The following is a 23,306-nucleotide window of genomic DNA, read 5'->3' on the forward strand; positions in this document are numbered from 1 at the left end:
GCCCGGCGAGCAGACGCAAAATCGCCCATTTCGAGACGAAATTGGGCGATTTTGCGTCTGCTCGGCAGTTGTAGCCCCGATGGGATTCGAACCCACGCTACCGCCGTGAGAGGGCGGCGTCCTAGGCCGCTAGACGACGGGGCCGGAACCGATCCGAGCTGCCAGCATAGCTCACGCCTTGTGCTGGGGTACCAGGACTCGAACCTAGAATGGCTGAACCAGAATCAGCTGTGTTGCCAATTACACCATACCCCATGGGCTGCCTAAAACCGCTGCCGCCAGCTGTTATGGGCCGACGTGCAGACTACCAAAGATTCGCCACACAAGGCTCACGCGTGCCCGACCAGCTGGCGCGCCGCGCGCAGCCGCTGCATGCTGCGGTCACGACCGAGCAGCTCCAGCGATTCAAACAACGGCGGGCTGACGGTCGTGCCGGTGGCGGCCACCCGGATGGGGCTGAACGCCTTGCGGGGTTTGAGCGCCAAACCTTCGATCAAGGCGTCCTTAAGGGCCGCCTCGATCAGGGGTGCCGTCCAGTCCGTCACACTTGTCAGCGCGGCCAGGGCCGCGTCGAGCACCGCGGCCCCGTCTGGGCCTAGCTCCTTGGCCGCGGCCTTGGGATCGATCACATACTGATCGTCGTTGAAGAACTTCAACAGCTCCCACGCGTCACCGAGCACCACGATGCGGGTCTGCACCAACTCGGCGGCGGCGGCGAATGCCGCCTCATCCAACGCGATGTGATGGCCGTGGGTATCCAGATGGTCGCGCAGCCTGACCGTGAAGTCGCCCACGTCGAGCATCCGGATGTGCTCGGCGTTCAGCGCGTCGGCCTTCTTCTGGTCGAACCGGGCCGGGCTGGAGTTGACGTCGGCAACGTCGAACGCGGCCACCATCTCGTCGAGACCGAACAGGTCGTGGTCGTCGGCTATGGACCAGCCGAGCAACGCGAGGTAGTTCAGCAGGCCTTCGGGGATGAACCCGCGGTCGCGGTGGGCAAACAGGTTCGACTGCGGATCGCGCTTCGAGAGCTTCTTGGTGCCCTCCCCCAAGACCGTTGGGAGGTGCGCGAATTTCGGAATCCGCTCAGCTACCCCGATCCTGATCAACGCCTGATGTAGCGCCAGCTGGCGCGGCGTCGACGGCAGCAGGTCCTCGCCACGCAACACATGGGTGATCTTCATCAGCGCGTCGTCGCACGGGTTGACCAAGGTGTATAACGGATCACCGCTGGCTCGGGTCAACGCGAAGTCGGGTACGGAGCCAGCCGCGAACGTCACGGGCCCGCGCACCAGGTCATTCCAAGCGAGGTCGTCATCGGGCATCCGCAGCCGCACCACCGGCTGGCGGCCCTCCGCCAGGTACGCCGCACGCTGCGCGTCGGTCAAGTGACGATCGAAATTGTCGTAACCCAGCTTGGGATTGCGCCCGGCCGCGACATGACGGGCCTCCACTTCCTCGGGTGTGGAGAAAGCGTGGTAGGCCTCGCCCGCGGCGAGCAGTCGGGCGAGCACGTCACGGTAGATTTCGGCGCGCTGCGACTGCCGGTACGGCCCGTACGGCCCACCCACCTCGGGCCCCTCATCCCAATCCAGGCCAAGCCAGCGCAGCGCGTCCAGCAGCGCCAGATAGCTTTCCTCGCTGTCGCGTTGGGCGTCGGTGTCCTCGATGCGGAACACGAAGGTGCCACCGGTGTGCCGGGCGTAGGCCCAGTTGAACAGCGCGGTGCGGACCAGACCGACGTGCGGAGTTCCGGTGGGTGAAGGGCAGAATCGGACCCGGACTGTTTCCGTGGCGGTCACGGCTTTCCTTTGCGGACTACGGGATTGGTGAGGGTGCCGATTCCCTCGATGGTGATCGAGACGGTGTCGCCGTCCTCGATGGGACCGACTCCCGCGGGTGTGCCGGTGAGGATGAGATCACCTGGCAGCAAGGTCATTATCGCCGAGATCCATTCCACGATGGCGCCGATGTCATGGATCATCAGCGAGGTGCGGGCGTGCTGTTTGACGTCGCCGTTGACGACGGTGCGCAGCTCGAGATCGGCCGGGTCAAAGGGAGCGAGGTCGGTGACGATCCACGGCCCGACCGGGCAGAAGGTGTCGTGCCCCTTGGCTCGCGTCCACTGACCGTCGGATTGCTGCTGATCGCGGGCCGACACGTCATTGCCGATGGTGTAGCCGAGGATATTGTCGACGGCCTGGGCGGCCGGGACATCCTTGCACGCCCGGCCGATCACGATCGCCAGCTCACCCTCGAAGTGCACCGGTGATGCGTTGGCGGGCAATCGAATTGGCGTATTCGGACCGATGATCGCGGTGTTGGGCTTGAGGAATATCACCGGGTCTGCCGGCGGCCGGCCACCCATTTCGGCGATGTGATCGGCATAGTTCTTCCCGACACAGACCACCTTGCTCGCCAGTATCGGAGCCAGCAGGCGAACGTCGGCCAGCGGCCAGGAGCGTCCGGTGAAGGTCGGCGTACCGAACGGGTGCTCGGCGATCTCGCGGGCCGTCATCTCACTCGGCTCGCCCAGCTCGCCGTCGATGCTGGCAAAAGCGACACCGTCCGGGCTGGCGATTCGACCGATACGCATTTGGATGAGCTTAGCCGGGCCCTGCCGGGCGACGATTCGGGCCGGCACGGCCCGATGAGGAGCCCGGCAATCAGACCCTGCCGGGCGACGATTCGGGCCGGCACGGCCCGATGAGGAGCCCGGCAATCAGACCCTGCCGGGCGACGATTCGGGCCGGCACGGCCCGATGAGGAGCCCGGCAATCAGACCCTGCCGGGCGCTGCGGGCCCTCACCATCGGGCCCCGTGCCGGGTGACTGTGCCAGCATGGGTGGATGTCGCGAGATCCGACTGGGGTGGGTGCGCGCTGGGCGATCATGATCGTCTCGCTGGGGGTGACCGCAAGCTCGTTTCTCTTCATCAACGGTGTCGCGTTCTTGATCCCCCGGCTGGAAAATGCGCGCGGAACCCCGCTATCTCACGCGGGTCTGTTGGCGTCGATGCCCAGCTGGGGCCTGGTGGTCACGATGTTCGCCTGAGGCTATCTGCTCGATCACGTCGGCGAACGGATGGTGATGGCCGTGGGCTCGGCGCTGACCGCCGCGGCCGCCTACGCCGCGGCATCGGTTCATTCGCTGCTGTGGATCGGTGTCTTCCTGTTTCTCGGCGGCATGGCCGCCGGTGGTTGCAACAGCGCCGGCGGGCGGCTGGTCTCGGGTTGGTTCCCGCCCCAGCAACGCGGTCTGGCCATGGGAATCCGCCAGACCGCACAACCTTTGGGCATCGCCTCCGGCGCGTTGGTGATACCCGAACTGGCCGAACGCGGGGTGCACGCAGGGCTGATGTTTCCCGCCGTCGTGTGCACGTTGGCCGCGGTGGCCAGCGTGCTCGGTATCGTCGACCCACCGCGAAAATCCCGCACGAAAGCCTCCGAACAGGAGCTGGCCAGCCCTTATCGGGGATCGTCGATCCTGTGGCGGATACACGCGGCGTCGGCGTTGCTGATGATGCCGCAGACGGTGACCGTGACGTTCATGTTGGTCTGGCTGATCAACCACCACGGCTGGTCGGTCGCGCAGGCCGGTGTCTTGGTGACCATATCGCAGCTGCTGGGGGCGCTGGGCCGGGTCGCGGTCGGCCGCTGGTCGGACCATGTCGGGTCACGCATGCGTCCCGTCCGCCTGATCGCCGCTGCCGCCGCGGCGACGTTGTTTCTGCTCGCGGCGGTCGATAACGAGGGCTCGAGATATGACGTGCTGCTCATGATCGCCATCTCGGTGATCGCCGTTCTGGACAACGGGCTAGAAGCCACCGCGATCACCGAGTACGCCGGACCGTACTGGAGTGGCCGGGCGCTGGGTATCCAGAACACTACGCAGCGGCTGATGGCGGCCGCCGGACCCCCACTGTTCGGTAGTTTGATCACCACGGCGGCCTACCCGACGGCATGGGCCTTATGCGGTGTGTTCCCGCTGGCCGCGGTGCCGCTGGTGCCGGTTCGGCTGCTCCCACCCGGCTTGGAGACTAGAGCGCGGCGGCAATCCGTTCGCCGACATCGCTGGTGGCAAGCCGTTCGCTGCCACGCGTGGCCAAATGGGCCTCGACGGCCCGGTCCACCCGGGCAGCCGCGTCGTGTTCGCCAAGGTGGGACAGCAATAACGCCACCGACATGATCGCCGCCGTCGGGTCGGCGATGCCCTGACCGGCGATGTCCGGCGCGCTGCCATGCACCGGCTCGAACATCGACGGGTTGGCCCGGGTCGCGTCGATATTCCCACTGGCCGCCAAGCCGATACCGCCACATACCGCCGCGGCCAGATCGGTGATGATGTCGCCGAACAGGTTGTCGGTGACGATCACGTCGAAGCGACCCGGGTCGGTGATCATGTGGATGGTGGCGGCGTCGACGTGCTGGTAGGCCACCTCGACGTCCGGGTAGCATTCGCCGACCTCGTCGACGGTCCGCAACCACAATCCCCCGGCGAAGGTCAACACGTTGGTTTTGTGCACCAATGTCAGATGCTTGCGACGCCGTCGAGCCCGCTCGAACGCGTCGGCAACCACACGCCGCACACCGAACGCGGTGTTCACGCTGACTTCGGTGGCCACCTCGTTGGGCGTGCCGACGCGAATCGCCCCGCCGTTGCCGGTGTAGGGTCCCTCGGTGCCCTCGCGCACCACCACGAAGTCGATGCCGGGATTGCCGGACAGCGGGCTGGCCACCCCCGGATACAGCCGGGCCGGACGCAGGTTGATGTGGTGATCCAGCTCGAAGCGCAGTCGCAGCAACAGACCGCGCTCCAAGACGCCGCTTGGCACCGACGGGTCACCGATCGCCCCGAGCAGGATCGCGTCGTGGTTGCGCAGCTCGGCCACCACCGAGTCCGGCAGCACCTCGCCGGTGGCATGAAAGCGCCGCGCACCCAGGTCATAGCTGGTTTTCTGGACGCCCGGCACAACCGCGTCGAGCACTTTGACCGCCTCGGCGGTTACCTCGGGCCCGATCCCGTCACCGGCAATGATCGCGAGTTTCATCGGCGTGGAAGGGCTCACGACAGATCGACAACCTCGAGCTTGTAGGCGTCCACCGCCGCCGCGATCGCCGTCCGCACGTCGTCGGGCACGTCTTGGTCCAGCCGCAGCAGAATCGTCGCGCCCGGGCCTTCGGCGTCTTCGGAGAGCTGCGCGGCCTGGATATTCACCCCGGCCGTCCCCAGCAACGTGCCGATCTTGCCCAGCGCTCCCGGCCGGTCGACGTAGTGGATGATCAGGTTGATCCCCTGGGCGCGCAGATCAAAGTGGCGGCCGTTGATCTGCACGATCTTCTGCGACAGCTGTGGGCCATACAGCGTGCCCGAGACGGTCACCACCGAACCGTCCGCGCCGACCGCGCGAACGTCGACGACGCTGCGGTGGTTGGGGCTTTCCGAGGCCTTACAGATCTCGGCGGTGACGCCACGTTCGGCGGCCAATGCCGGTGCGTTGACAAATGTCACCGCATCCTCGATCACCGCCGAGAACAGGCCGCGCAGCGCCGAAAGGCGCAGCACCTCAACCTCTTCGGCGGCCAGCTCACCGCGCACCTGCACCGACAACGACACCGGCAGTTCGTCGGACAACACACCCGCCAGCACGCCGAGCTTACGCACCAGATCCAGCCAGGGCGCCACCTCCTCGTTGACCACTCCGCCGCCGACGTTGACCGCGTCGGGCACGAATTCCCCTGCCAGGGCCAGCCGCACGCTCTCGGCGACGTCGGTGCCCGCCCGGTCCTGCGCCTCCGCGGTGGACGCACCCAGATGCGGTGTGACCACCACCTGTGCCAGCTCGAACAGCGGGCTGTCGGTGCACGGTTCGGTGGCGAACACGTCCAGACCGGCCGCCCGCACGTGGCCGCCGGTGATCGCGTCGGCCAGTGCCGCCTCGTCCACCAGGCCGCCGCGCGCGGCGTTGACGATGATGACGCCCGGCTTGGTCTTCGCCAGCGCCTCCTTGTCGATCAGTCCCGCCGTCTCCGGTGTTTTCGGTAGGTGCACCGAAATGAAATCGGCGCGGGCCAGCAGGTCGTCCAGGGACAGCAGTTCGATGCCCAGCTGCGCCGCACGGGCCGGCGAAACGTACGGGTCATAGGCGACGACGTAAGCGCCGAACGCAGCGATCCGCTGGGCGACCAACTGCCCGATGCGGCCCAGACCCACCACGCCGACGGTTTTGCCGAAGATCTCGGTACCGGAAAACGACGAACGCTTCCAGGTGTGCTCGCGCAGCGACGCGTCGGCCGCCGGAATCTGGCGTGAGGCGGCCAGCAGCAGCGCCAGCGCATGCTCCGCGGCGCTGTGGATGTTCGACGTCGGGGCGTTGACCACCAGCACGCCGCGGGCCGTCGCGGCGTCCACGTCGACGTTGTCCAGCCCGACGCCGGCGCGCGCGACGATCTTGAGCTTGGGGGCGGCGGCCAGCACCTCGGCGTCAACCGTGGTGGCCGATCGCACCAGCAGCGCGTCCGCTTCGGGCACCGCGGCCAGCAGCTTGTCTCGGTCCGGACCGTCAACCCAGCGCACCTCGACCTGATCTCCCAAGGCGGCAACCGTTGATGGGGCAAGTTTGTCGGCGATCAACACAACAGGCAGGCTCACGCCGATAGCGTATCGGCTGTAATTGACGAGTGGACGTCACCGTCGTCGGCAGCGGACCCAACGGGCTCGCCACGGCCGTCATCTGCGCCCGCGCGGGCCTGAACGTGCAGGTCGTCGAGGCCCAGGCGACCTTCGGCGGCGGCGCCCGCAGCGCGGCCGACTTCGAATTTCCCGAAGTTTTACACGACGTGTGCTCCGCGGTGCATCCGCTTGCTTTGGCGTCGCCGTTTTTCGCCGAATTCGACCTACCCGCGCGCGGAGTGACGCTGACCGTGCCCGACATCGCCTACGCCAACCCGCTACCCGGGCGGCCCGCGGCGATCGCCTATCACGATCTGGCGCACACCTGCGCCAAGCTGGACGACGGCGCGTCCTGGCGGCGCCTGCTGGGCCCGTTGGTGGCGCACTCGGAGACGGTCGTGGAGTTCATGCTCTCCGACAAGCGGTCTTTGCCTACTGCACTGGGCTCGGTCCTGCGTCTCGGGCTGCGGATGCTGGCCCAGGGCACCCCTGCCTGGCGGTCGCTGGCGGGCGAGGATGCCCGCGCGTTGTTCACCGGCGTTGCCGCCCACGCGATTTCACCGTTGCCGTCACTGGTGTCGGCCGGCGCCGGACTGATGCTGGCAACGCTGGCCCATTCGGTCGGCTGGCCGATTCCGGTGGGCGGCACCCAGGCGATAGCCGACGCGCTGATCGCCGATCTACGCGCGCATGGTGGTCGGCTCGCGGCCGGTGTCGAGATCACCGAACCGCAAAGAAGTGTGGTCGTCTTCGACACCGCACCCACCGCCCTGCTGCGGGTTTACCGCGACAAGCTTCCACATCGGTATGCCAAAGCATTGCGCCGCTATCGATTTCGCGCTGGCATCGCCAAGGTGGACTTCGTGCTCAGCGACGAGATCCCGTGGTCGGATCCGCGGCTGCGGCGGGCTGCGACCCTGCATCTCGGCGGCACCCGTGACCAGATGGCGCGCGCCGAGGCAGACGTCGCGGCGGGACGCCACGCCGACTGGCCGATGGTGCTGGCCGCGTGTCCGCACGTCGCCGACCCCGGCCGCATCGACGAAACCGGCCGCCGTCCGTTCTGGACCTATGCCCACGTGCCGTCGGGGTCCACGCTCGACGCGACCGAGACCGTAACCAGCGTCCTCGAGCGGTTCGCCCCCGGCTTCCGTGACATCGTGGTGGCGGCCCGCGCCGTGCCCGCCGCGCGGATGGCCGACCACAACGCCAACTACGTCGGCGGTGACATCACGGTCGGCGCCAACTCGACCTGGCGCGCGATCGCCGGCCCCACCCCGCGGTTGAATCCCTGGCGCACACCGATTCCCAAGGTGTACCTGTGTTCTGCGGCGACTCCGCCCGGCGCCGGCGTGCACGGCATGTGCGGCTGGTATGCCGCTCGAACGCTGTTGCGCACCGAGTTCGGCATCACCCGCATGCCCCCTTTGGGCCATGAGCTGAGGCCATAACGAAGCTTGCGATCATCGACTATTCGGAGGCGCGCCAGGCGGCAGCGGCGACAACCGGAACGTCGGCACGGTGCTCAATCACGGGTGCACGGTGTGCATCAGAATGGCGGGGGTTCGTTGTCGCGGTGAGGCGTTCGGCGAGGAGGTAGTGTCTACCCCTTGCCCGCGGGTTCGTGCGGACTGAAGGGATTTCATTGGGAACCCACGGCTGCGTATCGCAGGGCCTCGGTGACGTCTGCTTCCTCAAGCTCAGGAAGTTCGGCGAGAATCTCGGTGGATGTCATTTGGTCCGCGACCATCGCGACCACAGTCGCCACTGGGATGCGCAAGCCCCGGATGCATGGCATGCCTCCCATCACGTCGGGGTCGATGGTGACGCGGGTGACTCGCATGTCTATAAGGCTAGCCGGTGACAGCACGCTGGGGCGGTTCTCCACCAGCCGTCTTGGCTTAAGCTCAGCCAAGAGCAAGCCGGAGGGAGATTTCGGCACCGCCTGCGGCGCGGTTTCGGGCGGTGACGCTGGCGTGGTTGCGTTGGCTGAGGGTGTCGACGATGGCCAGTCCAAGCCCGGTGCCGCCGGTGGTGCGCGCGGTGTCGGTGGTTTCCGCGAGAGCCGAGCGGATTGCGGCGAGCAGTTCGGGGTTGCTTCGTGGACGCCGCAGGGCGAGTTCGAGTTCGGTGGTCAGGAGGCTAAGGGGGTGCGAAGTTCGTGGCCCGCATCGCTGACGAATTGACGTTCTCGCTCGAGCGCGTCTTGCAGCCGCTGCAGAAGGTCGTTGAATGTTGTTCCAAGATACCGGATTTCGTCTCGAGCCAGTGGCAATGGCAGACGGGCATGTGGGTCGGTGGCGCTGATGCCCGCGGCGCGGATGCGCATGCGTTCCACGGGTCGAAGAGCCGCGGCGGCCAGCAGATACGCGCCCAGGGCGTCGATGAGGACGTCTGGCCGTGCCCGGATCGGTGCGATCGAGCTTCATCGTGGTTTCATAATCACCCGATAGACCATGGCTAACCGAACTGCCATCCACGCCGTGGATGCAACGGATGGAGGGAACGCGCATGGCGGGCGCCAAACATGCTGGGAGAATCGTCGCGATCACCACCGCGGCGGCGGTGATACTGGCGGCGTGCAGTTCGGGCTCCAAGGGTGGAGCGGGCAGCGGCCACGCCGGCAAAGCTCGTTCGGCGGTGACCACCACCGATGCCGACTGGAAGCCGGTGGCCGACGCGCTGGGACGTAGCGGCAAGCTCGGAGACAACAACACCGCGTATCGGATCAACCTGCCGCGCAATGACCTTCACATCACGTCCTACGGTGTGGACATCAAACCGGGGCTGTCGTTGGGCGGGTACGCGGCATTCGCCCGATACGACAACAACGAAACGCTGCTGATGGGCGACCTCGTGATCACCGAGGAGGAGTTGCCCAAGGTCACCGATGCGTTGCAGGCGCATGGTATCGCCCAGACCGCACTGCACAAGCATCTGCTGCAGCAAGACCCGCCGGTGTGGTGGACCCACATTCACGGCATGGGTGATGCCGCCCGACTGGCCCAAGGACTCAAGGCGGCGTTGGATGCCACAACGATCGGCCCGCCTACCCCACCGCCGGCACGGCAACCACCGGTCGACATCGACGTCGCCGGCGTCGACCAGGCGTTGGGCCGCAAGGGAACCCAAGATGGTGGGCTGTTGAAGTACAGCATCCCCCGCAAAGACACCATCATCGAGGACGGGCACGTGCTGCCCGCAGTGTCGCTGAACCTGACGACGGTGATCAATTTTCAGCCGGTGGGCCGCGGTCGCGCAGCGATCAACGGCGATTTCATCCTGATCGCCCCCGAGGTTCAGGAGGTCATCCGGGCAATGCGTGCCGGCAACATCACGATCGTGGAACTGCACAACCATGGGCTGACCGAAGAGCCCCGCCTGTTCTACATGCATTACTGGGCCGTCGACGACGCGGTCACCCTGGCGCGGGCGCTGCGCCCGGCGATGGATGCCACCAACCTGCAGTCGTCATAATCCCGATGCAACCGCATAAGGGCTGGTGTGGCTGATGCATCCTGATGGCGGTGCATGGTTTCCTGCTCGAACGGGTCAGCGTGGTGCGCGACGAGGCGACGGTGCTGCGGCAGGTCAGCGCGCATTTTCCCGCTGGCCGCTGCAGTGCGGTGCGGGGCGCCAGTGGATCGGGAAAGACCACGCTGCTGCGGTTGCTGAACCGGCTCATCGATCCGACGTCCGGAAAAGTCTGGCTTGACGGTGTGCCGCTCACCGATCTGGATGTGCTCGTGTTACGTCGGCGGGTCGGCCTGGTTGCGCAGGCTCCCGTGGTGCTTACCGATGCGGTGCTCAATGAGGTTCGCGTCGGACGCCCGGACCTGCCAGAAGGTCGAGTGACCGAGCTGCTGGCGCGGCTGTGTCTCGGCCAGTCCGCACGCGAAGCGTTCTTGCCGCACCAACGATCCGCCTTGCGCACTGCGCTGATACCCGCGATCGACTCCACGAAAGTCGTTGGGCTGATTAGCCTTCCGGGTGCGATGTCCGGACTTATCCTGGCCGGGGTCGACCCGCTGACCGCGATCCGCTACCAAATCGTGGTGATGTACCTGCTGCTCGCCGCCACCGCGGTGGCAGCGCTGACCTGTGCACGCCTGGCTGAACGTGCCTTATTCGACCGCGCGCACCGGCTCGTTTCGCTGCCCGCGGCGACTCGTCGGGCATGAGTTCGCGACTCGATCACAGCCAATCGCCGCTGTGGCATGTGGCCGTTGTCAGTCGTTATCCACGGTCTCCGTGCCCAGGAAGCGAAAGCCCTGATCCAGGTGCACTTCCACCTGAGTACCATCGGGTTTGGTGACGAGCACCCTCATCGCTTCATCCCTTCTTGTCGTCGTCGTGGTTACGAAGGCGACGCTAACGGCGCCAGATGAAGCCCCGATGAAGGCAGCGACGCCGGTGACACAACGGGGCGGACCTGCCCCGTGGCACACGGCGGTTGCCGGTCACGATCACTGCAGTGTCGAGACGGCCTAGGAGCTAGGCCGTCTCGGTGATCGGGCGGTCCACCCAGCTCATCAGGTCGCGGAGTTTCTTGCCGACGACCTCGATGGGGTGCTCGGCGTTTTGCCGGCGCAACTCTTCGAGCTGTTTGTTGCCGCCCTCGACGTCGGCGACCAGCTTGTGGACAAAGCTACCGTCCTGGATCTCCCGCAGGATGTCGCGCATCCGCTCCTTGGTGCCGGCATCGATGACGCGCGGGCCTGAGAGGTAGCCGCCGAATTCCGCGGTGTCCGACACCGAGTAGTACATCCGCGCCAGGCCACCCTCGTACATCAAGTCGACGATCAGCTTCAGCTCGTGCAGCACCTCGAAGTAGGCCAATTCCGCGGGGTAGCCGGCTTCGACCATGACCTCGAACCCGGCCTTGACCAATTCCTCGGTGCCGCCGCACAACACCGTTTGCTCACCGAACAGGTCGGTTTCGGTCTCGTCTTTGAACGTCGTCTTGATGACGCCGGCCCGGGTGCCGCCGATCGCTTTGGCATACGACAGCGCCAGCGCCAAGCCGTCGCCTCGCGGATCCTGCTCTACCGCAACCAAACACGGCACACCCTTGCCGTCGACGAACTGGCGGCGCACCAAATGACCCGGTCCCTTCGGGGCGACCATCGCGACGGCGACGTCGGCGGGCGGCTTGATCAAGCCGAAGTGAACGTTGAGTCCGTGACCGAAGAACAGCGCGTCACCGGGCTTGAGGTTGGGTTCGATGTCTCCTGCGAAGATCTCGGCCTGGGCGGTGTCGGGGGCCAACACCATGACCACATCGGCCCATTTGGCGACCTCGGCGGGAGTGTCGACGTCCAGGCCCTGCTCTTCTACCTTGGGCCGCGACCGCGAACCCTGCTTCAGCCCGACGCGCACCTGCACACCCGAGTCGCGCAGGCTTAGCGAGTGCGCGTGCCCCTGGCTGCCGTAGCCGATCACACCAACCTTGCGGCCCTGAATGATCGACAGGTCTGCGTCGTCGTCGTAGAACATCTCTAGTGCCACCGCTGAATCTCTCCTTACCTGCTAGCTACTTGGCGGTGCCGATGCCGCGCGGACCGCGGGACAGCGACACCATTCCGGATTGGGCGATTTCGCGAATACCGAACGGCTCCAACACCCGCAGCAGGGCCTCTAACTTGCCGCGGTTACCGGTGGCCTCGACGGTCAATGACTCCGGGGATACGTCAATCACGTTGGCGCGAAACAGATTCACCGCTTCGATCACTTGGCTGCGGCTGCCGGCGTCGGCTTGGACCTTGATGAGCGCCAATTCCCGTGACACCGAGTGCTCGTCGTCCTGCTCGACGATCTTGATGACGTTGATCAGCTTGTTGAGCTGCTTGGTGATCTGCTCGAGCGGAGTGTCCTCGGCGGAGACCACGATGGTCATCCGTGACCTGTCCTTGCACTCGGTGGCACCCACCGCCAACGACTCGATGTTGAAACCGCGCCGGGAGAACAGCGCCGCCACCCGCGCCAGCACGCCGGGCTTGTCTTCGACCAACACCGACAACGTGTGCGTCTTCGGGCTCATCAGGCGTGGCCTTCGGTGATGTCGTCGAACAGGGGGCGAATGCCGCGGGCGGCCTGGATCTCGTCATTGCTGGTGCCCGCGGCCACCATCGGCCACACTTGCGCGTCGGCACCGACGATGAAGTCGATCACCACCGGGCAGTCGTTGATCGCCCGCGCCTGGTTGATGACGTCGACGACGTCCTCTTCCCGCTCGCACCGCAACCCCACACACCCCAAGGCCTCGGCCAGTTTCACGAAGTCGGGGATGCGGTGCGAATGAGTGGCCAGGTCGGTCTGCGAGTACCGCTCGGCATAGAACAGGCTCTGCCACTGCCGCACCATGCCCAGGTTGCCGTTGTTGATCAGCGCCACCTTGACCGGTATGCCCTCGACCGCGCAGGTGGCCAGCTCCTGGTTGGTCATCTGGAAGCAACCGTCGCCGTCGATCGCCCAGACCTCGGTGCCGGGGAGGGCGATCTTGGCGCCCATGGCCGCCGGGATGGCAAACCCCATGGTGCCCAGACCGCCGGAGTTCAGCCAGCTGCGCGGCTTTTCGTATCTGATGAACTGCGCGGCCCACATCTGGTGCTGGCCGACGCCGGCGACGAAGACGGCGTCCGGCCCGGCGATCTCGCCGAGCTTTTCGATCACGTATTCCGGGCTCAGGCTGCCGTCGCTCTGCGGCCCATAGCTCAGCGGATAGGTCTTGCGCACACCGTTCAGGTATGCCCACCAGTCGGCCATCTCGATGGTGCCGGGAATGTGGTGGTGGCGCAGCATCGCGATCAGTTCGGTGATGACGGCCTTGACGTCACCGACGATGGGCACGTCGGCGTGGCGGTTCTTGCCGATCTCGGCCGGGTCGATGTCGGCGTGGATGACCTTGGCTTCCGGCGCGAACGAGTCGAGCTTGCCGGTCACCCGGTCGTCGAAGCGGGTACCCAGCGCGATCAGCAGGTCGCTGCGCTGCAGCGCCGCCACGGCGGCCACCGTGCCGTGCATGCCGGGCATGCCGAGGTTTTGCCGGTGGCTGTCGGGAAACGCGCCGCGGGCCATCAGCGTGGTGACCACCGGGATGCCGGTCAGCTCGGCCAGCTCCCGGAGCTGCTCGGTGGCCTCACCGCGGATGACGCCGCCGCCGACATACAGCACCGGCTTGCGCGCGGCCGCGATCAGCTTGGCGGCCTCGCGGACCTGCCGGCTGTGCGGTTTGGTGTTGGGCTTGTAGCCGGGCAGCTCCATCCGCGGCGGCCAGCTGAACGTGCACTGGCCCTGCAGCACGTCCTTGGGGATGTCGACCAGCACCGCGCCCGGACGGCCGGAGGCCGCGATGTGGAAGGCCTCGGCCAGCACCCGCGGAATGTCGTCACCGGAGCGGACCAGAAAGTTGTGCTTGGTGATCGGCATCGTGATGCCCGAGATGTCGGCCTCCTGGAAGGCGTCGGTGCCGATCAGCCCCCGCCCGACCTGACCGGTGATAGCGACCACCGGGATCGAGTCCATCTGCGCGTCGGCCAGCGGGGTCACCAGGTTGGTCGCTCCGGGACCCGACGTTGCCATGCACACGCCCACCCGGCCGGTGACGTGCGCGTAGCCGCTGGCGGCATGCCCGGCGCCCTGTTCGTGGCGGACCAGCACGTGGCGCAGCTTTTTCGAGTCGAACAGCGGGTCATACACCGGCAGCACCGCACCGCCCGGAATCCCGAAAATGACGTCGACGCCGAGTTCCTCCAGCGACCGGATGACCGCCTGTGCACCGGTAAGCTGCTGCAGTGCAACATGTTTCGGACGAGCCGCCGGGTGCTTTGGCTCATTCGCCGCGCTGTGTGGCTCTGGCTTGAATGTCGGTGAGTGTGGCTTGGTTGGTGCGCTCACTGTTGTGTGATCCTCTATTGCTCTGGAAGTCTCGTTGGTGGACAAGAAAAAACCCTCGCCAGCTCAGCTGCTGCACGAGGGTCGCGTTGGTGCTCGCTTGGGCTAGTCAGGCACCAACGCGCCGACCAATTACTACGAGCATCCCGGGCTTTCCGGCCTTGTCCATAGTGTCCGACGGTAGCCTTCACACAGCTCAGCAGTCAAATCCGCGGTGTCAGTCTTGATCCGCGAGCGTAACGGCACTGCGAAATCCCATGCGAATTTTCGCGGTGGCGTTACGCTCGCGAACTCGACGCCCACCAAGCGGTGAGATGATGCTGGGGTGGCCACCACATCGCCGGTCGTGATCAAGGTGTCGCCGATGGCGCACTTCGCCGTGGGATTCCTGACCCTGGGTCTGCTGGTGCCGGTACTGACCTGGCCGGTGAGCGCCCCGCTGTTAGTCATTCCGGTGGCGTTGTCGGCATCGATCATTCGGCTCCGCACGCTCGCCGACGAGCGGGGCGTGACCGTGCGGACGCTGGTCGGCAGCCGCGCGGTGCGCTGGGACGACATCGACGGGCTGCGGTTCCACCGCGGGTCCTGGGCGCGCGCAACGCTCAAGGACGGTACCGAGCTGCGATTGCCCGCGGTGACCTTTGCGACGCTGCCGCACCTGACCGAAGCCAGCTCGGGACGGGTCCCCAACCCGTACCGATGACAGCGTTCAGGCCAGCGGATTTGCCCCGTTGAGCAGCACCCATACGGCAATACCCGCCGCGATGCCACCCAACAGCGCTACAAACGATCCGATAAATGGCCGATGAGCCCAGCCGCGGGCCGCGTCCAGACCGTAGCGGCCGGGACCACTCAAGATAACGGCGACCGCCATCACGACCAGGGTGATCTGGTATTCATGCCCGTCCTGCAGGAAGTACGCGACGGGCCGCGAATGCTGTGCCGAGATGCCGGCGAGCAGGCCGTTGATCAAGAAGGCCAGCGCGCCCGCGGCCGCCAGCGGAGTAAACAAACCCAACACCAGCAGCACTCCGGCGACGATCTCGCCGCCAGCGCTCACATAAGCGAGGATCTCGGCGTGCTGGTAACCAATGTCGGACAGCGAGTTCTGGAATCCGGCCAGACCCTGGCCGTCCCACCAGCCGAACAATTTCTGCAGCCCATGGGCGATAAGGACCGCGCCCAGACCGACCCGCAATATCAGCAGCCCGAGATTCTGGGTGCCGCGCCGACCTGCGGCGCGTACCCGCTCGTCGTCGTCCATGTCGATTCCGGCAGATCCCGCCGGTACCTGCCGGCCCGGCTGCGGCTGGACGTAGGGCAACGGCTCCGCAGCTTCGATCAGGCTGTACCCGGAGTTGCCGACACCAGAGCTAGCGGCATCATAGGGCGGGATAACGGTGGTGGTTCCACTGCCAAAGTCCCCGGCATATCTGGCCGGCGTCAGGTCATCCTCGGGGTCGACCAGGCTTGCCGAGACAGGCCGTCCAGGCATTGGCCCAGGCGAATCATCCGGCCGCTGCCAATGTGAGTCATTCGAACTGGTCACTCGTGTCAGGGTAAGGCCATTTAGTGCCGAATTGGGGATTTGAGCGGCGCTTTCGCCAGACAATCCGCACATTGACCCTGACCAGCCCACCAAAAGGCCCCAATTGGGCCGCCATGCCGACAGTGCGCACCCCGGCAGGTGGCGGCGATGCCCACAATGTCCGTAGCCTGTCGGTCATGTGGACAACGCGGTTGGTTCGATCCGGACTCGCCGCGCTGTGCGCGGCAGTGCTGGTATCGAGCGGCTGCGCACGGTTCAACGACGCTCAATCTCAGCCGTTCACCACCGAACCGGAGCTGCGGCCCCAACCCAGCTCGACACCTCCCCCCCCGCCGCCGCTGCCGCCGGTTCCCTTTCCCAAGGAATGTCCGGCGCCGGGCGTGATGCAAGGCTGCCTTGAGAGCACCAGCGGCTTGATCATGGGCATCGACAGCAAGACCGCACTGGTCGCCGAGCGCATCACCGGTGCCGTCGAGGAGATCTCTATCAGCGCCGAGCCGAAGGTAAAGACGGTCATCCCCGTGGATCCTGCCGGTGACGGTGGCTTGATGGACATTGTGCTGTCGCCCACCTACTCGCAAGACCGGCTGATGTACGCCTACATCAGCACGCCCACCGACAACCGGGTGGTGCGAGTGGCCGACGGCGACATCCCCAAGGACATCCTGACCGGCATCCCCAAAGGTGCTGCCGGTAACACCGGGGCGCTGATCTTCACCAGTCCCACCACGCTGGTCGTGATGACCGGGGATGCTGGCGACCCGGCGTTGGCCGCCGATCCCCAATCGTTGGCCGGTAAGGTCCTGCGTATCGAACAGCCCACCACCATCGGCCAGACGCCGCCGACGACGGCGCTGTCTGGCATCGGCTCCGGCGGCGGCTTGTGCATCGATCCGGTCGACGGCTCGCTATATGTCGCCGACCGCACGCCAACGGCGGACCGATTGCAGCGCATCACCAAGAACTCGGAGGTCTCTACGGTATGGACCTGGCCGGACAAGCCCGGCGTGGCCGGGTGTGCCGCGATGGACGGCACCGTGCTGGTCAACCTGATTAATACCAAACTGACGGTGGCGGTCCGGCTCGCGCCGTCGACCGGTGCGGTCACCGGAGAACCCGACGTTGTCCGCAAAGACACTCATGCGCATGCGTGGGCATTACGGATGTCGCCGGACGGCAACGTCTGGGGAGCCACCGTCAACAAGACCGCCGGCGACGCCGAGAAGCTCGACGATGTGGTGTTCCCGCTGTTCCCGCAGGGTGGCGGCTTCCCGCGCAACAACGACGACAAGACCTGACCCGGTTAGGACACGTCGAGCGTGAACCTTACGACGCCGTATCGGCGTGTCTCGTCGCCCCGTTCACGCTCGTAGAACCGGGGTGAGGCTTCCTTGCCAGGGTCGATGTCGTCGACATCAAAGTCGAGGTCGGAGAGGTAGAGCAGATCTTCCGAGCACTCCGGAGCCCACACGCTCACGGGCTCCAACAGGTAAGCCACATAATCCCCGACATCGCTGCGACTGGCCGTCCTACCGATGAACCAGGCGGCCGCGTCGTCGAGAATCGGCATTCCACAGGGGCCAGCGCGCCACGAGCAACGGGCGAACTTGTTGACCTCCTCCTCCGTTTGGCTGCCGAACAGTTCGGCGAGCACATGCTGCCGCTGCGAAAGCACGTGCACGGCGAGGTGCTCGGATCGGCTCGCCACCTCGGAGGTGCCGGTGCTCCTCGGCAGGCCGACCATAAAACTCGGGGGCTGCACGCTCGTTTGGGTAGCGAAGCTGACCAGACAACCCGCGGGGTGACCATCGGCCTGGGTTGTCACCACAAACACCGGGTGGTCCAGCATCCCCATCAACTCGTCGAACGACTCATCGATCATGAATCCGCGCAACGTCTTCTGACACTCTTTCCGAGCGTTCAGTCGGCGAATCGCCGCTACCGCCATCACGTCGACCGGTGAGGCCGCCGTCACGGCCCCAAATCGGCGACGATCTGGGCACGGAATCAGAACCTGATTGGGTCCCGGCCAGCCTCGCTGGCGTGGGAAGTCACCACGGTCGCGCCGCGGCTTCTCAACCCGGCCGACACGCGCTCCCGATGCTCACTGTCGTCGCTGTCATAGGCATACTCGAATGTGGATTAGTGCTACACATGCCTGACAACGATTTGTGGTACTGCGGGCCATGGACACTATGGGTGATGGCCGGTAGGGGTGTTGCGTCGGGCGCGGGAGTGTGGCGAGGTGATCGCGTTGCGACGCCCCTTGCGGTGGCGATTACCGCAGCCGGATTGGTATCAGGGGCCCGGATAGGACCCGGTGCGGCTGCGAAACGCGACCCGCAGCTCGCACAGTGGAACGAGATTCGCAGTCACTACCAAGAGATCGCCGAGTGGATCGACCACGACACAGCAACCGCACACCCCGCTGTTGCCGCAACGCAGATCAGTGCCGCTGGCTCTTTCGGCCGCGCCAATATGGTCGACTACCTGGGGCTCCTGGATTCCAGGGCCGACGAAACGGTCCGACGCGACGAATTTTCGCGGTGGCTGTCGGCCAAACCCGACTACTTGGTCACCACCGAGCAATCTGTCGACGCCGCCACGATAGCCCTTCCTGAATTCCGCCATGCGTACGACCGCGCGGCCACCATCGGGACACTCAACGTGTATCGTCGCAACTCCCCTGACGGTGATGAACCGCTACCCGCGGACGGCAACTAACCCTGCCCGCAGGCCTCTAGAACGAGTTCGCGCACTCGGGCCGCGTCGGCCTGTCCGCGGGTCGCCTTCATCACCGCACCGACAATCGCGCCGGCCGCGGCCACCTTGCCGCCGCGAATCTTGTCCGCCACATCAGGATTTGCGGCCAGGGCCTCGTCGACCGCGGCCTGGGTCAACGAGTCGTCGCGGACCAACGCCAACCCTCTCGCAGTCATCACCTGTTCGGGCTCACCTTCACCGGCCAGCACACCCTCCACGACTTGGCGGGCCAAGCTGTTGGACAGCTTGCCCTCATCGACCAATGCCACCACGGCTGCGACCTGGGCAGGAGTGATGGCCAGTTCGTCCAGCCCGATGCCGGCCTCGTTGGCCTTTTGCGCCAGGAAGTTTCCCCACCAGGCGCGCGCCGCCTCGCTGGACGCGCCGTGCTCGACGGTGGCAGCAACCAATTCGACGGCGCCGGCGTTGACCAGATCGCGCATCACCTCGTCGGAAACACCCCACTCCTGCTGAATCCTCCTGCGGCTCAACCACGGCAATTCGGGGATCGTCTGGCGTAGTCGCTCGACCAGCTCGCGACTGGGCGCGACAGGCTCCAAATCCGGCTCCGGGAAGTACCGATAGTCCTCGGCGGTCTCCTTGGTGCGGCCCGCGCTGGTGTAACCGGCCTCGTGAAAGTGTCTGGTTTCCTGGGTGATCCGACCACCAGACGCCAAAATAGCGCCCTGGCGCTGCATTTCGTAGCGGACGGCGACTTCGACGCTCTTCAGCGAGTTGACGTTCTTGGTCTCGGTCCGGGTGCCGAATTCGGTCGTCCCGGCCGGCTTCAGCGACACGTTGGCGTCACAGCGCATCGAACCCTGGTCCATCCGGACATCAGATACATCTAATGCGCGCAGCAGATCCCGCAACGCCGTCACATAGGACCGGGCGATCTGCGGCGCCCGGGCACCGGCGCCCACGATGGGTTTGGTGACGATCTCGATGAGCGGCACGCCGGCACGGTTGTAGTCGATCAGCGAACCGGTGGCACCGTGGATCCGGCCCGTCTCGCTGCCGATGTGGGTGAGCTTGCCGGTGTCTTCTTCCATGTGAGCTCGCTCAATCTCCACCCGCCAAGTGGTGCCGTCTTCCAAAGGCGCGTCCAGGTAGCCGTTGATGGCGATCGGCTCGTCGTACTGTGAGATCTGGTAGTTCTTGGGCATGTCGGGGTAGAAGTAGTTCTTCCGGGCGAAGCGACACCAGGGTACGATCTCGCAGTTCAGCGCCAGCCCGATGCGGATCGCCGACTCCACGGCGGCCCGGTTGAGCACCGGCAGCGAACCGGGCAAGCCCAGACACACCGGACACACCTGGGTGTTTGGCTCGCCGCCGAATGTGGTGGTGCAGCCACAGAACATCTTGGTCGCAGTGGACAGCTCGACGTGCACCTCGAGGCCGAGTACCGGCTGGAAGCGCGCGACGACCTCGTCGTAATCGAGCAGTTCAGCCCCTGCGGCCTTGGCTGCCCCGGCAGCAACAGTCATAGCCGCGATCCTAGTTTGAGCACCCGACGTCAACCGAAGAAGGCGGCGGCGTCGTCGTAACGGCTCTGCGGCACCAGTTTGAGTTTGCGAACCGCATCCGCCAGCGGAACCCGACCGATGTCCTGGCCGCGCAACGTCACCATCTGGCCGTACTCGCCCGCATGCGCGGCGTCGGCGGCGTTCACCCCGAATCGGGTGGCCAGCACTCGGTCGTAGGCGGTCGGAGTACCACCCCGCTGGATGTGGCCCAACACCGTCACCCGGACATCCTTGTTGATGCGCTTCTCGACCTCGACCGCCAGCTGCGCCGCTACACCTGTGAAACGCTCGTGCCCGAACTCGTCGAGACCACCCTCGCGCAGCATGATCGTCCCCGGAGCCGGTTTGGCGCCTTCGGCGACCACGCAGATGAAATGCGAGTCCCCGCGCTGGAAACGGCCTTTGACCAGTCGGCACACCTCTTCGATGTCGAACGGCTGCTCAGGAATCAGGGTCATGTGAGCACCGGAGGCCAGCCCGGCGTTCAGCGCGATCCAGCCGGCATGCCTACCCATCACCTCCACCAGCATCACCCGCTCGTGGGATTCGGCGGTGCTGTGCAGCCGGTCGATGGCCTCGGTGGCCACGGTCAACGCGGTGTCGTGGCCGAAGGTCACATCGGTGCAGTCGATGTCGTTGTCGATCGTCTTTGGCACCCCGACCACCGGCACATTCTCTTCGGAGAGCCAACTCGCGGCGGTCAGCGTACCCTCACCGCCGATCGGGATCAGGACGTCGATCCCGTTGTCGTCCAAGGTCTGCATGATTTGGGGCAGCCCCGCCCGCAGTTTGTCGGGGTGCACCCGGGCCGTGCCCAGCATCGTGCCGCCCTTGGCCAGCAGCCGGTCATTGCGGTCGTCGTTGTGCAGTTGAACACGGCGGTTCTCCAGCAGCCCGCGAAAGCCGTTCTGAAATCCGACCACCGACGAGCCGTATCGGGCGTGGCAGGTACGCACCACCGCACGGATGACGGCGTTAAGGCCGGGACAGTCGCCGCCTCCGGTAAGAACTCCAATCCGCATACCCTCATCTTGCCTCGCGGCCGCCGACCTGGCGCGAGCAGACACAGAATCGCACGGGCGAGGGGCGCCGGATGCGAGTCTGTGTCTGCTCGCCGCTAAATGGCGCTCAGTAGCGGGCCGCGGGCGGCCTCATAAGCCGCCCCCACCCGGTAGAGCCGGTCGTCGGCCAATGCCGGCGCCATGATCTGTAGGCCAACCGGCAACCCGTCGTCCGGGGAGAGCCCCGACGGCACAGACATGCCGCAGTGGCCGGCCAAGTTCAGCGGCAGCGTGCACAGGTCGAACAAGTACATCGCCAGCGGATCGTCCACCTTCTCACCCAGCCGGAACGCGGTGGTCGGGGTCGTGGGCGACACCAGCACGTCGACGGACCGATACGCCGCGTCGAGGTCGCGGGCGATCAGCGTGCGCACCTTCTGCGCCTGGTTGTAATAGGCGTCGTAGTAGCCGGCCGACAACGCGTAGGTGCCGATCATGATGCGCCGCTTGACCTCGGGCCCGAAACCGGCGGCCCGGGTCATCGCCATCACCTCCTCGGCGCTGCGGGTGCCGTCGTCGCCGACCCGCAGCCCGTAGCGCATCGCGTCGAAGCGCGCCAGATTGCTCGACACCTCCGAGGGCAGAATCAGGTAATAGGCGGCCAGGGCATGGTCGAAGTGCGGGCAGTCGACCTCGCTGACCTCAGCGCCCAGCGCGGTTAGCTGCTCCACGGCAGCCTCGAAGGAGGCCAGCACGCCCGGCTGGTAGCCCTCGCCGCCGTGCAGCTGTCGAACCACGCCGACCCGCACGCCACGCAGATCCCCGACCGCGCCGGCCCTAGCGGCGCCCACCACGTCGGGCACCTCGGCGTCGACCGACGTGGAGTCGCGCGGGTCGTGGCCGGCGATCACCTGATGCAACAGCGCGGTGTCCAAGACGGTGCGCGCACACGGGCCGCCCTGATCCAGCGAGGACGCGCAGGCCACCAGCCCATAGCGCGACACCGTGCCGTAGGTGGGTTTGACGCCGACGGTCGCGGTCAGCGCGGCCGGCTGGCGGATCGACCCCCCGGTGTCGGATCCGATGGCCAGCGGCGCCTGGAACGCGGCCAGCGCCGCCGCGCTGCCGCCACCGGAACCGCCGGGTACCCGGTCGAGATTCCACGGGTTGCGGGTGGGACCGTAAGCGGAGTTCTCCGTCGACGAGCCCATCGCGAACTCGTCCATGTTGGTCTTGCCCAGGATCGGGATCCCCGCGGCGCGCAACCGCGCGGTCAGCGTGGCGTCGTAGGGAGATCGCCATCCCTCCAGGATTTTTGACCCGCAGGTGGTGGGCATGTCGCTGGTGGTGAAGACGTCCTTGAGCGCCAGCGGCACCCCGGCCAGCGCCGACGGCAAGGGTTCTCCAGCGGCCACCTGCTTGTCGACGGCGGCCGCCGCCGCCAGCGCCTCATCGGCCGCCACATGCAGGAAGGCGTGGTACGTCTCGTCGGTCGCCTCGATCTGATCCAGGCAGGCCCGGGTGATCTCGGCCGACGACACCTCCTTGATGGCGATCTTGGCGGCCAGCGTCGCGGCGTCGGATCGGATGATGTCCGTCACTGTTCATCCCCCAGGATCTGCGGGACGGCGAAGCGGCCGTCGACGGCATCGGGCGCCTGGTCGAGCACCTGACGCTGGGTCAGGCACGGCACGGTCTCGTCCGGGCGGGTGACGTTGACGTCCTTGAGCGGATTGTCGGTGGCCTGCACACCGGTGACGTCGACGGCCTGGATCTGGCTGACGTGGGTCAGGATGGCGTCGAGTTGGCCGGCGAAACTGTCCAGCTCGGTTTCGGTCAATGCCAGCCGGGCAAGCCTGGCGAGGTGGGCAACCTCGTCGCGGGAGATCTGGGACACGACCGC

General features: G+C 66.2%; 22 protein-coding genes, 2 tRNA genes and 2 pseudogenes. 9 read left to right on the forward strand and 17 right to left on the reverse strand.

Translation table 11 applies throughout. The features are described 5' to 3' along the window. Nucleotides 1–71: 71 nt before the first annotated feature. From FF952_RS15785 to FF952_RS15800, 4 genes are all read right to left on the reverse strand, one after another. A tRNA-Glu gene (locus FF952_RS15785) sits at nt 72–144 on the reverse strand. A 39-nt stretch (nt 145–183) separates the two neighbouring features. Then, nucleotides 184–255, reverse strand: a tRNA-Gln gene (locus FF952_RS15790). A gap of 74 nt (nt 256–329) precedes the next feature. Continuing rightward, entirely contained in the window at nt 330–1,802 is a 1,473-nt protein-coding gene (gltX, locus tag FF952_RS15795) for a glutamate--tRNA ligase (RefSeq protein ID WP_003415122.1), read from the reverse strand. Continuing rightward, nucleotides 1,799–2,596 (reverse strand): fumarylacetoacetate hydrolase family protein, encoded by a 798-nt coding sequence (locus FF952_RS15800; protein ID WP_003415138.1) that lies wholly within the window; start codon nt 2,594–2,596, stop codon nt 1,799–1,801. Before FF952_RS15800 ends, gltX begins: the two co-directional genes overlap by 4 nt. Nucleotides 2,597–2,849: 253 nt before the next feature. Here FF952_RS15800 and FF952_RS15805 point away from each other — a divergent pair, with 253 nt between their 5' ends. Continuing rightward, nucleotides 2,850–3,053: a hypothetical protein gene (locus FF952_RS15805; protein ID WP_003904974.1), complete on the forward strand. Its 204-nt coding sequence runs from the start codon at nt 2,850–2,852 to the stop codon at nt 3,051–3,053. Nucleotides 3,054–3,059: 6 nt separating this feature from the next. Continuing rightward, a pseudogene (locus FF952_RS15810) lies at nt 3,060–3,905 on the forward strand (MFS transporter); the annotation flags it as partial. Between the two features lie 133 nt (nt 3,906–4,038). Here FF952_RS15810 and FF952_RS15815 read toward each other — a convergent pair. Beyond that, nucleotides 4,039–5,049, reverse strand: a complete 1,011-nt coding sequence (locus FF952_RS15815) for a 3-isopropylmalate dehydrogenase (protein WP_003899576.1) — start codon at nt 5,047–5,049, stop codon at nt 4,039–4,041. Nucleotides 5,050–5,063: 14 nt separating this feature from the next. Next, complete coding sequence (gene serA, locus FF952_RS15820; protein WP_003899578.1) at nt 5,064–6,650, reverse strand: phosphoglycerate dehydrogenase; 1,587 nt, start codon at nt 6,648–6,650, stop codon at nt 5,064–5,066. Between the two features lie 29 nt (nt 6,651–6,679). Between serA and FF952_RS15825 the strand changes: the two genes are divergently transcribed. Beyond that, the gene (locus FF952_RS15825; RefSeq protein ID WP_003415150.1) at nt 6,680–8,122 is read left to right on the forward strand and encodes a phytoene desaturase family protein; all 1,443 of its coding nucleotides are present in this window, start codon (nt 6,680–6,682) and stop codon (nt 8,120–8,122) included. A 191-nt stretch (nt 8,123–8,313) separates the two neighbouring features. On the opposite strand, the gene FF952_RS15830 is transcribed toward FF952_RS15825, so the two are convergent. Beyond that, nucleotides 8,314–8,514, reverse strand: coding sequence for a DUF433 domain-containing protein (locus tag FF952_RS15830; protein ID WP_003900610.1), 201 nt, complete (start codon nt 8,512–8,514; stop codon nt 8,314–8,316). Between FF952_RS15830 and FF952_RS15835 the strand changes: the two genes are divergently transcribed. Continuing rightward, the gene (locus tag FF952_RS15835) at nt 8,444–8,857 is read left to right on the forward strand and encodes a hypothetical protein (RefSeq protein WP_223695529.1); all 414 of its coding nucleotides are present in this window, start codon (nt 8,444–8,446) and stop codon (nt 8,855–8,857) included. The two genes, FF952_RS15830 and FF952_RS15835, sit on opposite strands and share 71 nt — an antisense overlap. Here the strand turns inward: FF952_RS15835 and FF952_RS15840 are convergent. Beyond that, the gene (locus tag FF952_RS15840) at nt 8,806–9,000 is read right to left on the reverse strand and encodes a hypothetical protein (RefSeq protein ID WP_229298038.1); all 195 of its coding nucleotides are present in this window, start codon (nt 8,998–9,000) and stop codon (nt 8,806–8,808) included. The two genes, FF952_RS15835 and FF952_RS15840, sit on opposite strands and share 52 nt — an antisense overlap. Before the next feature lie 182 nt (nt 9,001–9,182). On the opposite strand from FF952_RS15840, the gene FF952_RS15845 reads away from it, so the two are divergent. Beyond that, entirely contained in the window at nt 9,183–10,148 is a 966-nt protein-coding gene (locus FF952_RS15845) for a DUF1259 domain-containing protein (protein ID WP_003901513.1), read from the forward strand. A 44-nt stretch (nt 10,149–10,192) separates the two neighbouring features. Beyond that, on the forward strand, nt 10,193–10,852 hold the full coding sequence (locus FF952_RS15850; RefSeq protein WP_003415160.1) for an ABC transporter permease: 660 nt from the start codon (nt 10,193–10,195) through the stop codon (nt 10,850–10,852). 313 nt (nt 10,853–11,165) lie between these two features. Here the strand turns inward: FF952_RS15850 and ilvC are convergent, their stop codons facing one another. Genes ilvC through FF952_RS15865 form a run of 3 tightly spaced genes read right to left on the reverse strand, consistent with a single transcriptional unit; the run spans nt 11,166 to nt 14,567 of the window. Then, entirely contained in the window at nt 11,166–12,167 is a 1,002-nt protein-coding gene (gene ilvC, locus FF952_RS15855; protein ID WP_003899581.1) for a ketol-acid reductoisomerase, read from the reverse strand. 37 nt (nt 12,168–12,204) lie between these two features. Beyond that, a complete protein-coding gene (ilvN, locus tag FF952_RS15860) occupies nt 12,205–12,711 on the reverse strand; it encodes an acetolactate synthase small subunit (RefSeq protein WP_003415167.1) in 507 nt (168 codons plus the stop codon). Continuing rightward, complete coding sequence (locus tag FF952_RS15865; protein ID WP_003415168.1) at nt 12,711–14,567, reverse strand: acetolactate synthase large subunit; 1,857 nt, start codon at nt 14,565–14,567, stop codon at nt 12,711–12,713. The genes ilvN and FF952_RS15865 overlap by 1 nt, the downstream gene beginning before the upstream one ends. 322 nt (nt 14,568–14,889) lie before the next feature. On the opposite strand from FF952_RS15865, the gene FF952_RS15870 reads away from it, so the two are divergent. After that, nucleotides 14,890–15,267, forward strand: a complete 378-nt coding sequence (locus FF952_RS15870; RefSeq protein ID WP_003900612.1) for a PH domain-containing protein — start codon at nt 14,890–14,892, stop codon at nt 15,265–15,267. 6 nt (nt 15,268–15,273) lie between these two features. On the opposite strand, the gene FF952_RS15875 is transcribed toward FF952_RS15870, so the two are convergent. Next, nucleotides 15,274–16,113, reverse strand: a complete 840-nt coding sequence (locus FF952_RS15875) for a DoxX family protein (RefSeq protein ID WP_003415171.1) — start codon at nt 16,111–16,113, stop codon at nt 15,274–15,276. A gap of 176 nt (nt 16,114–16,289) precedes the next feature. Here FF952_RS15875 and FF952_RS15880 point away from each other — a divergent pair, with 176 nt between their 5' ends. Further along, nucleotides 16,290–17,411, forward strand: a complete 1,122-nt coding sequence (locus FF952_RS15880; RefSeq protein ID WP_003415173.1) for a PQQ-dependent sugar dehydrogenase — start codon at nt 16,290–16,292, stop codon at nt 17,409–17,411. A gap of 5 nt (nt 17,412–17,416) precedes the next feature. Here the strand turns inward: FF952_RS15880 and FF952_RS15885 are convergent. Further along, nucleotides 17,417–18,020, reverse strand: a pseudogene (locus FF952_RS15885) (flavin reductase family protein). Nucleotides 18,021–18,213: 193 nt separating this feature from the next. On the opposite strand from FF952_RS15885, the gene FF952_RS15890 reads away from it, so the two are divergent. After that, a complete protein-coding gene (locus FF952_RS15890) occupies nt 18,214–18,837 on the forward strand; it encodes an Rv3008 family efflux pump protein (protein ID WP_003899584.1) in 624 nt (207 codons plus the stop codon). Here the strand turns inward: FF952_RS15890 and gatB are convergent. The 4 genes from gatB to gatC all read right to left on the reverse strand — a co-directional run bounded on the left by gatB (nt 18,834) and on the right by gatC (nt 23,300). After that, nucleotides 18,834–20,363 carry an Asp-tRNA(Asn)/Glu-tRNA(Gln) amidotransferase subunit GatB gene (gatB, locus tag FF952_RS15895; RefSeq protein WP_003415248.1) on the reverse strand — a complete coding sequence of 510 codons (1,530 nt, stop codon included), beginning with the start codon at nt 20,361–20,363 and terminating at the stop codon, nt 18,834–18,836. The genes FF952_RS15890 and gatB overlap by 4 nt on opposite strands. A 29-nt stretch (nt 20,364–20,392) precedes the next feature. Beyond that, nucleotides 20,393–21,424: an ATP-dependent 6-phosphofructokinase gene (locus tag FF952_RS15900; protein ID WP_003415251.1), complete on the reverse strand. Its 1,032-nt coding sequence runs from the start codon at nt 21,422–21,424 to the stop codon at nt 20,393–20,395. Between the two features lie 95 nt (nt 21,425–21,519). Further along, on the reverse strand, nt 21,520–23,004 hold the full coding sequence (gene gatA / locus FF952_RS15905) for an Asp-tRNA(Asn)/Glu-tRNA(Gln) amidotransferase subunit GatA (protein WP_003415253.1): 1,485 nt from the start codon (nt 23,002–23,004) through the stop codon (nt 21,520–21,522). Further along, the gene (gene gatC, locus FF952_RS15910; RefSeq protein WP_003415256.1) at nt 23,001–23,300 is read right to left on the reverse strand and encodes an Asp-tRNA(Asn)/Glu-tRNA(Gln) amidotransferase subunit GatC; all 300 of its coding nucleotides are present in this window, start codon (nt 23,298–23,300) and stop codon (nt 23,001–23,003) included. The genes gatA and gatC overlap by 4 nt, the downstream gene beginning before the upstream one ends. Between the last annotated feature and the right edge of the window lie 6 nt (nt 23,301–23,306).

The sequence above is a fragment of the Mycobacterium tuberculosis complex sp. N0072 genome (genome assembly GCF_030323725.1).
In the GTDB taxonomy this organism is placed as follows: domain Bacteria; phylum Actinomycetota; class Actinomycetes; order Mycobacteriales; family Mycobacteriaceae; genus Mycobacterium; species Mycobacterium tuberculosis.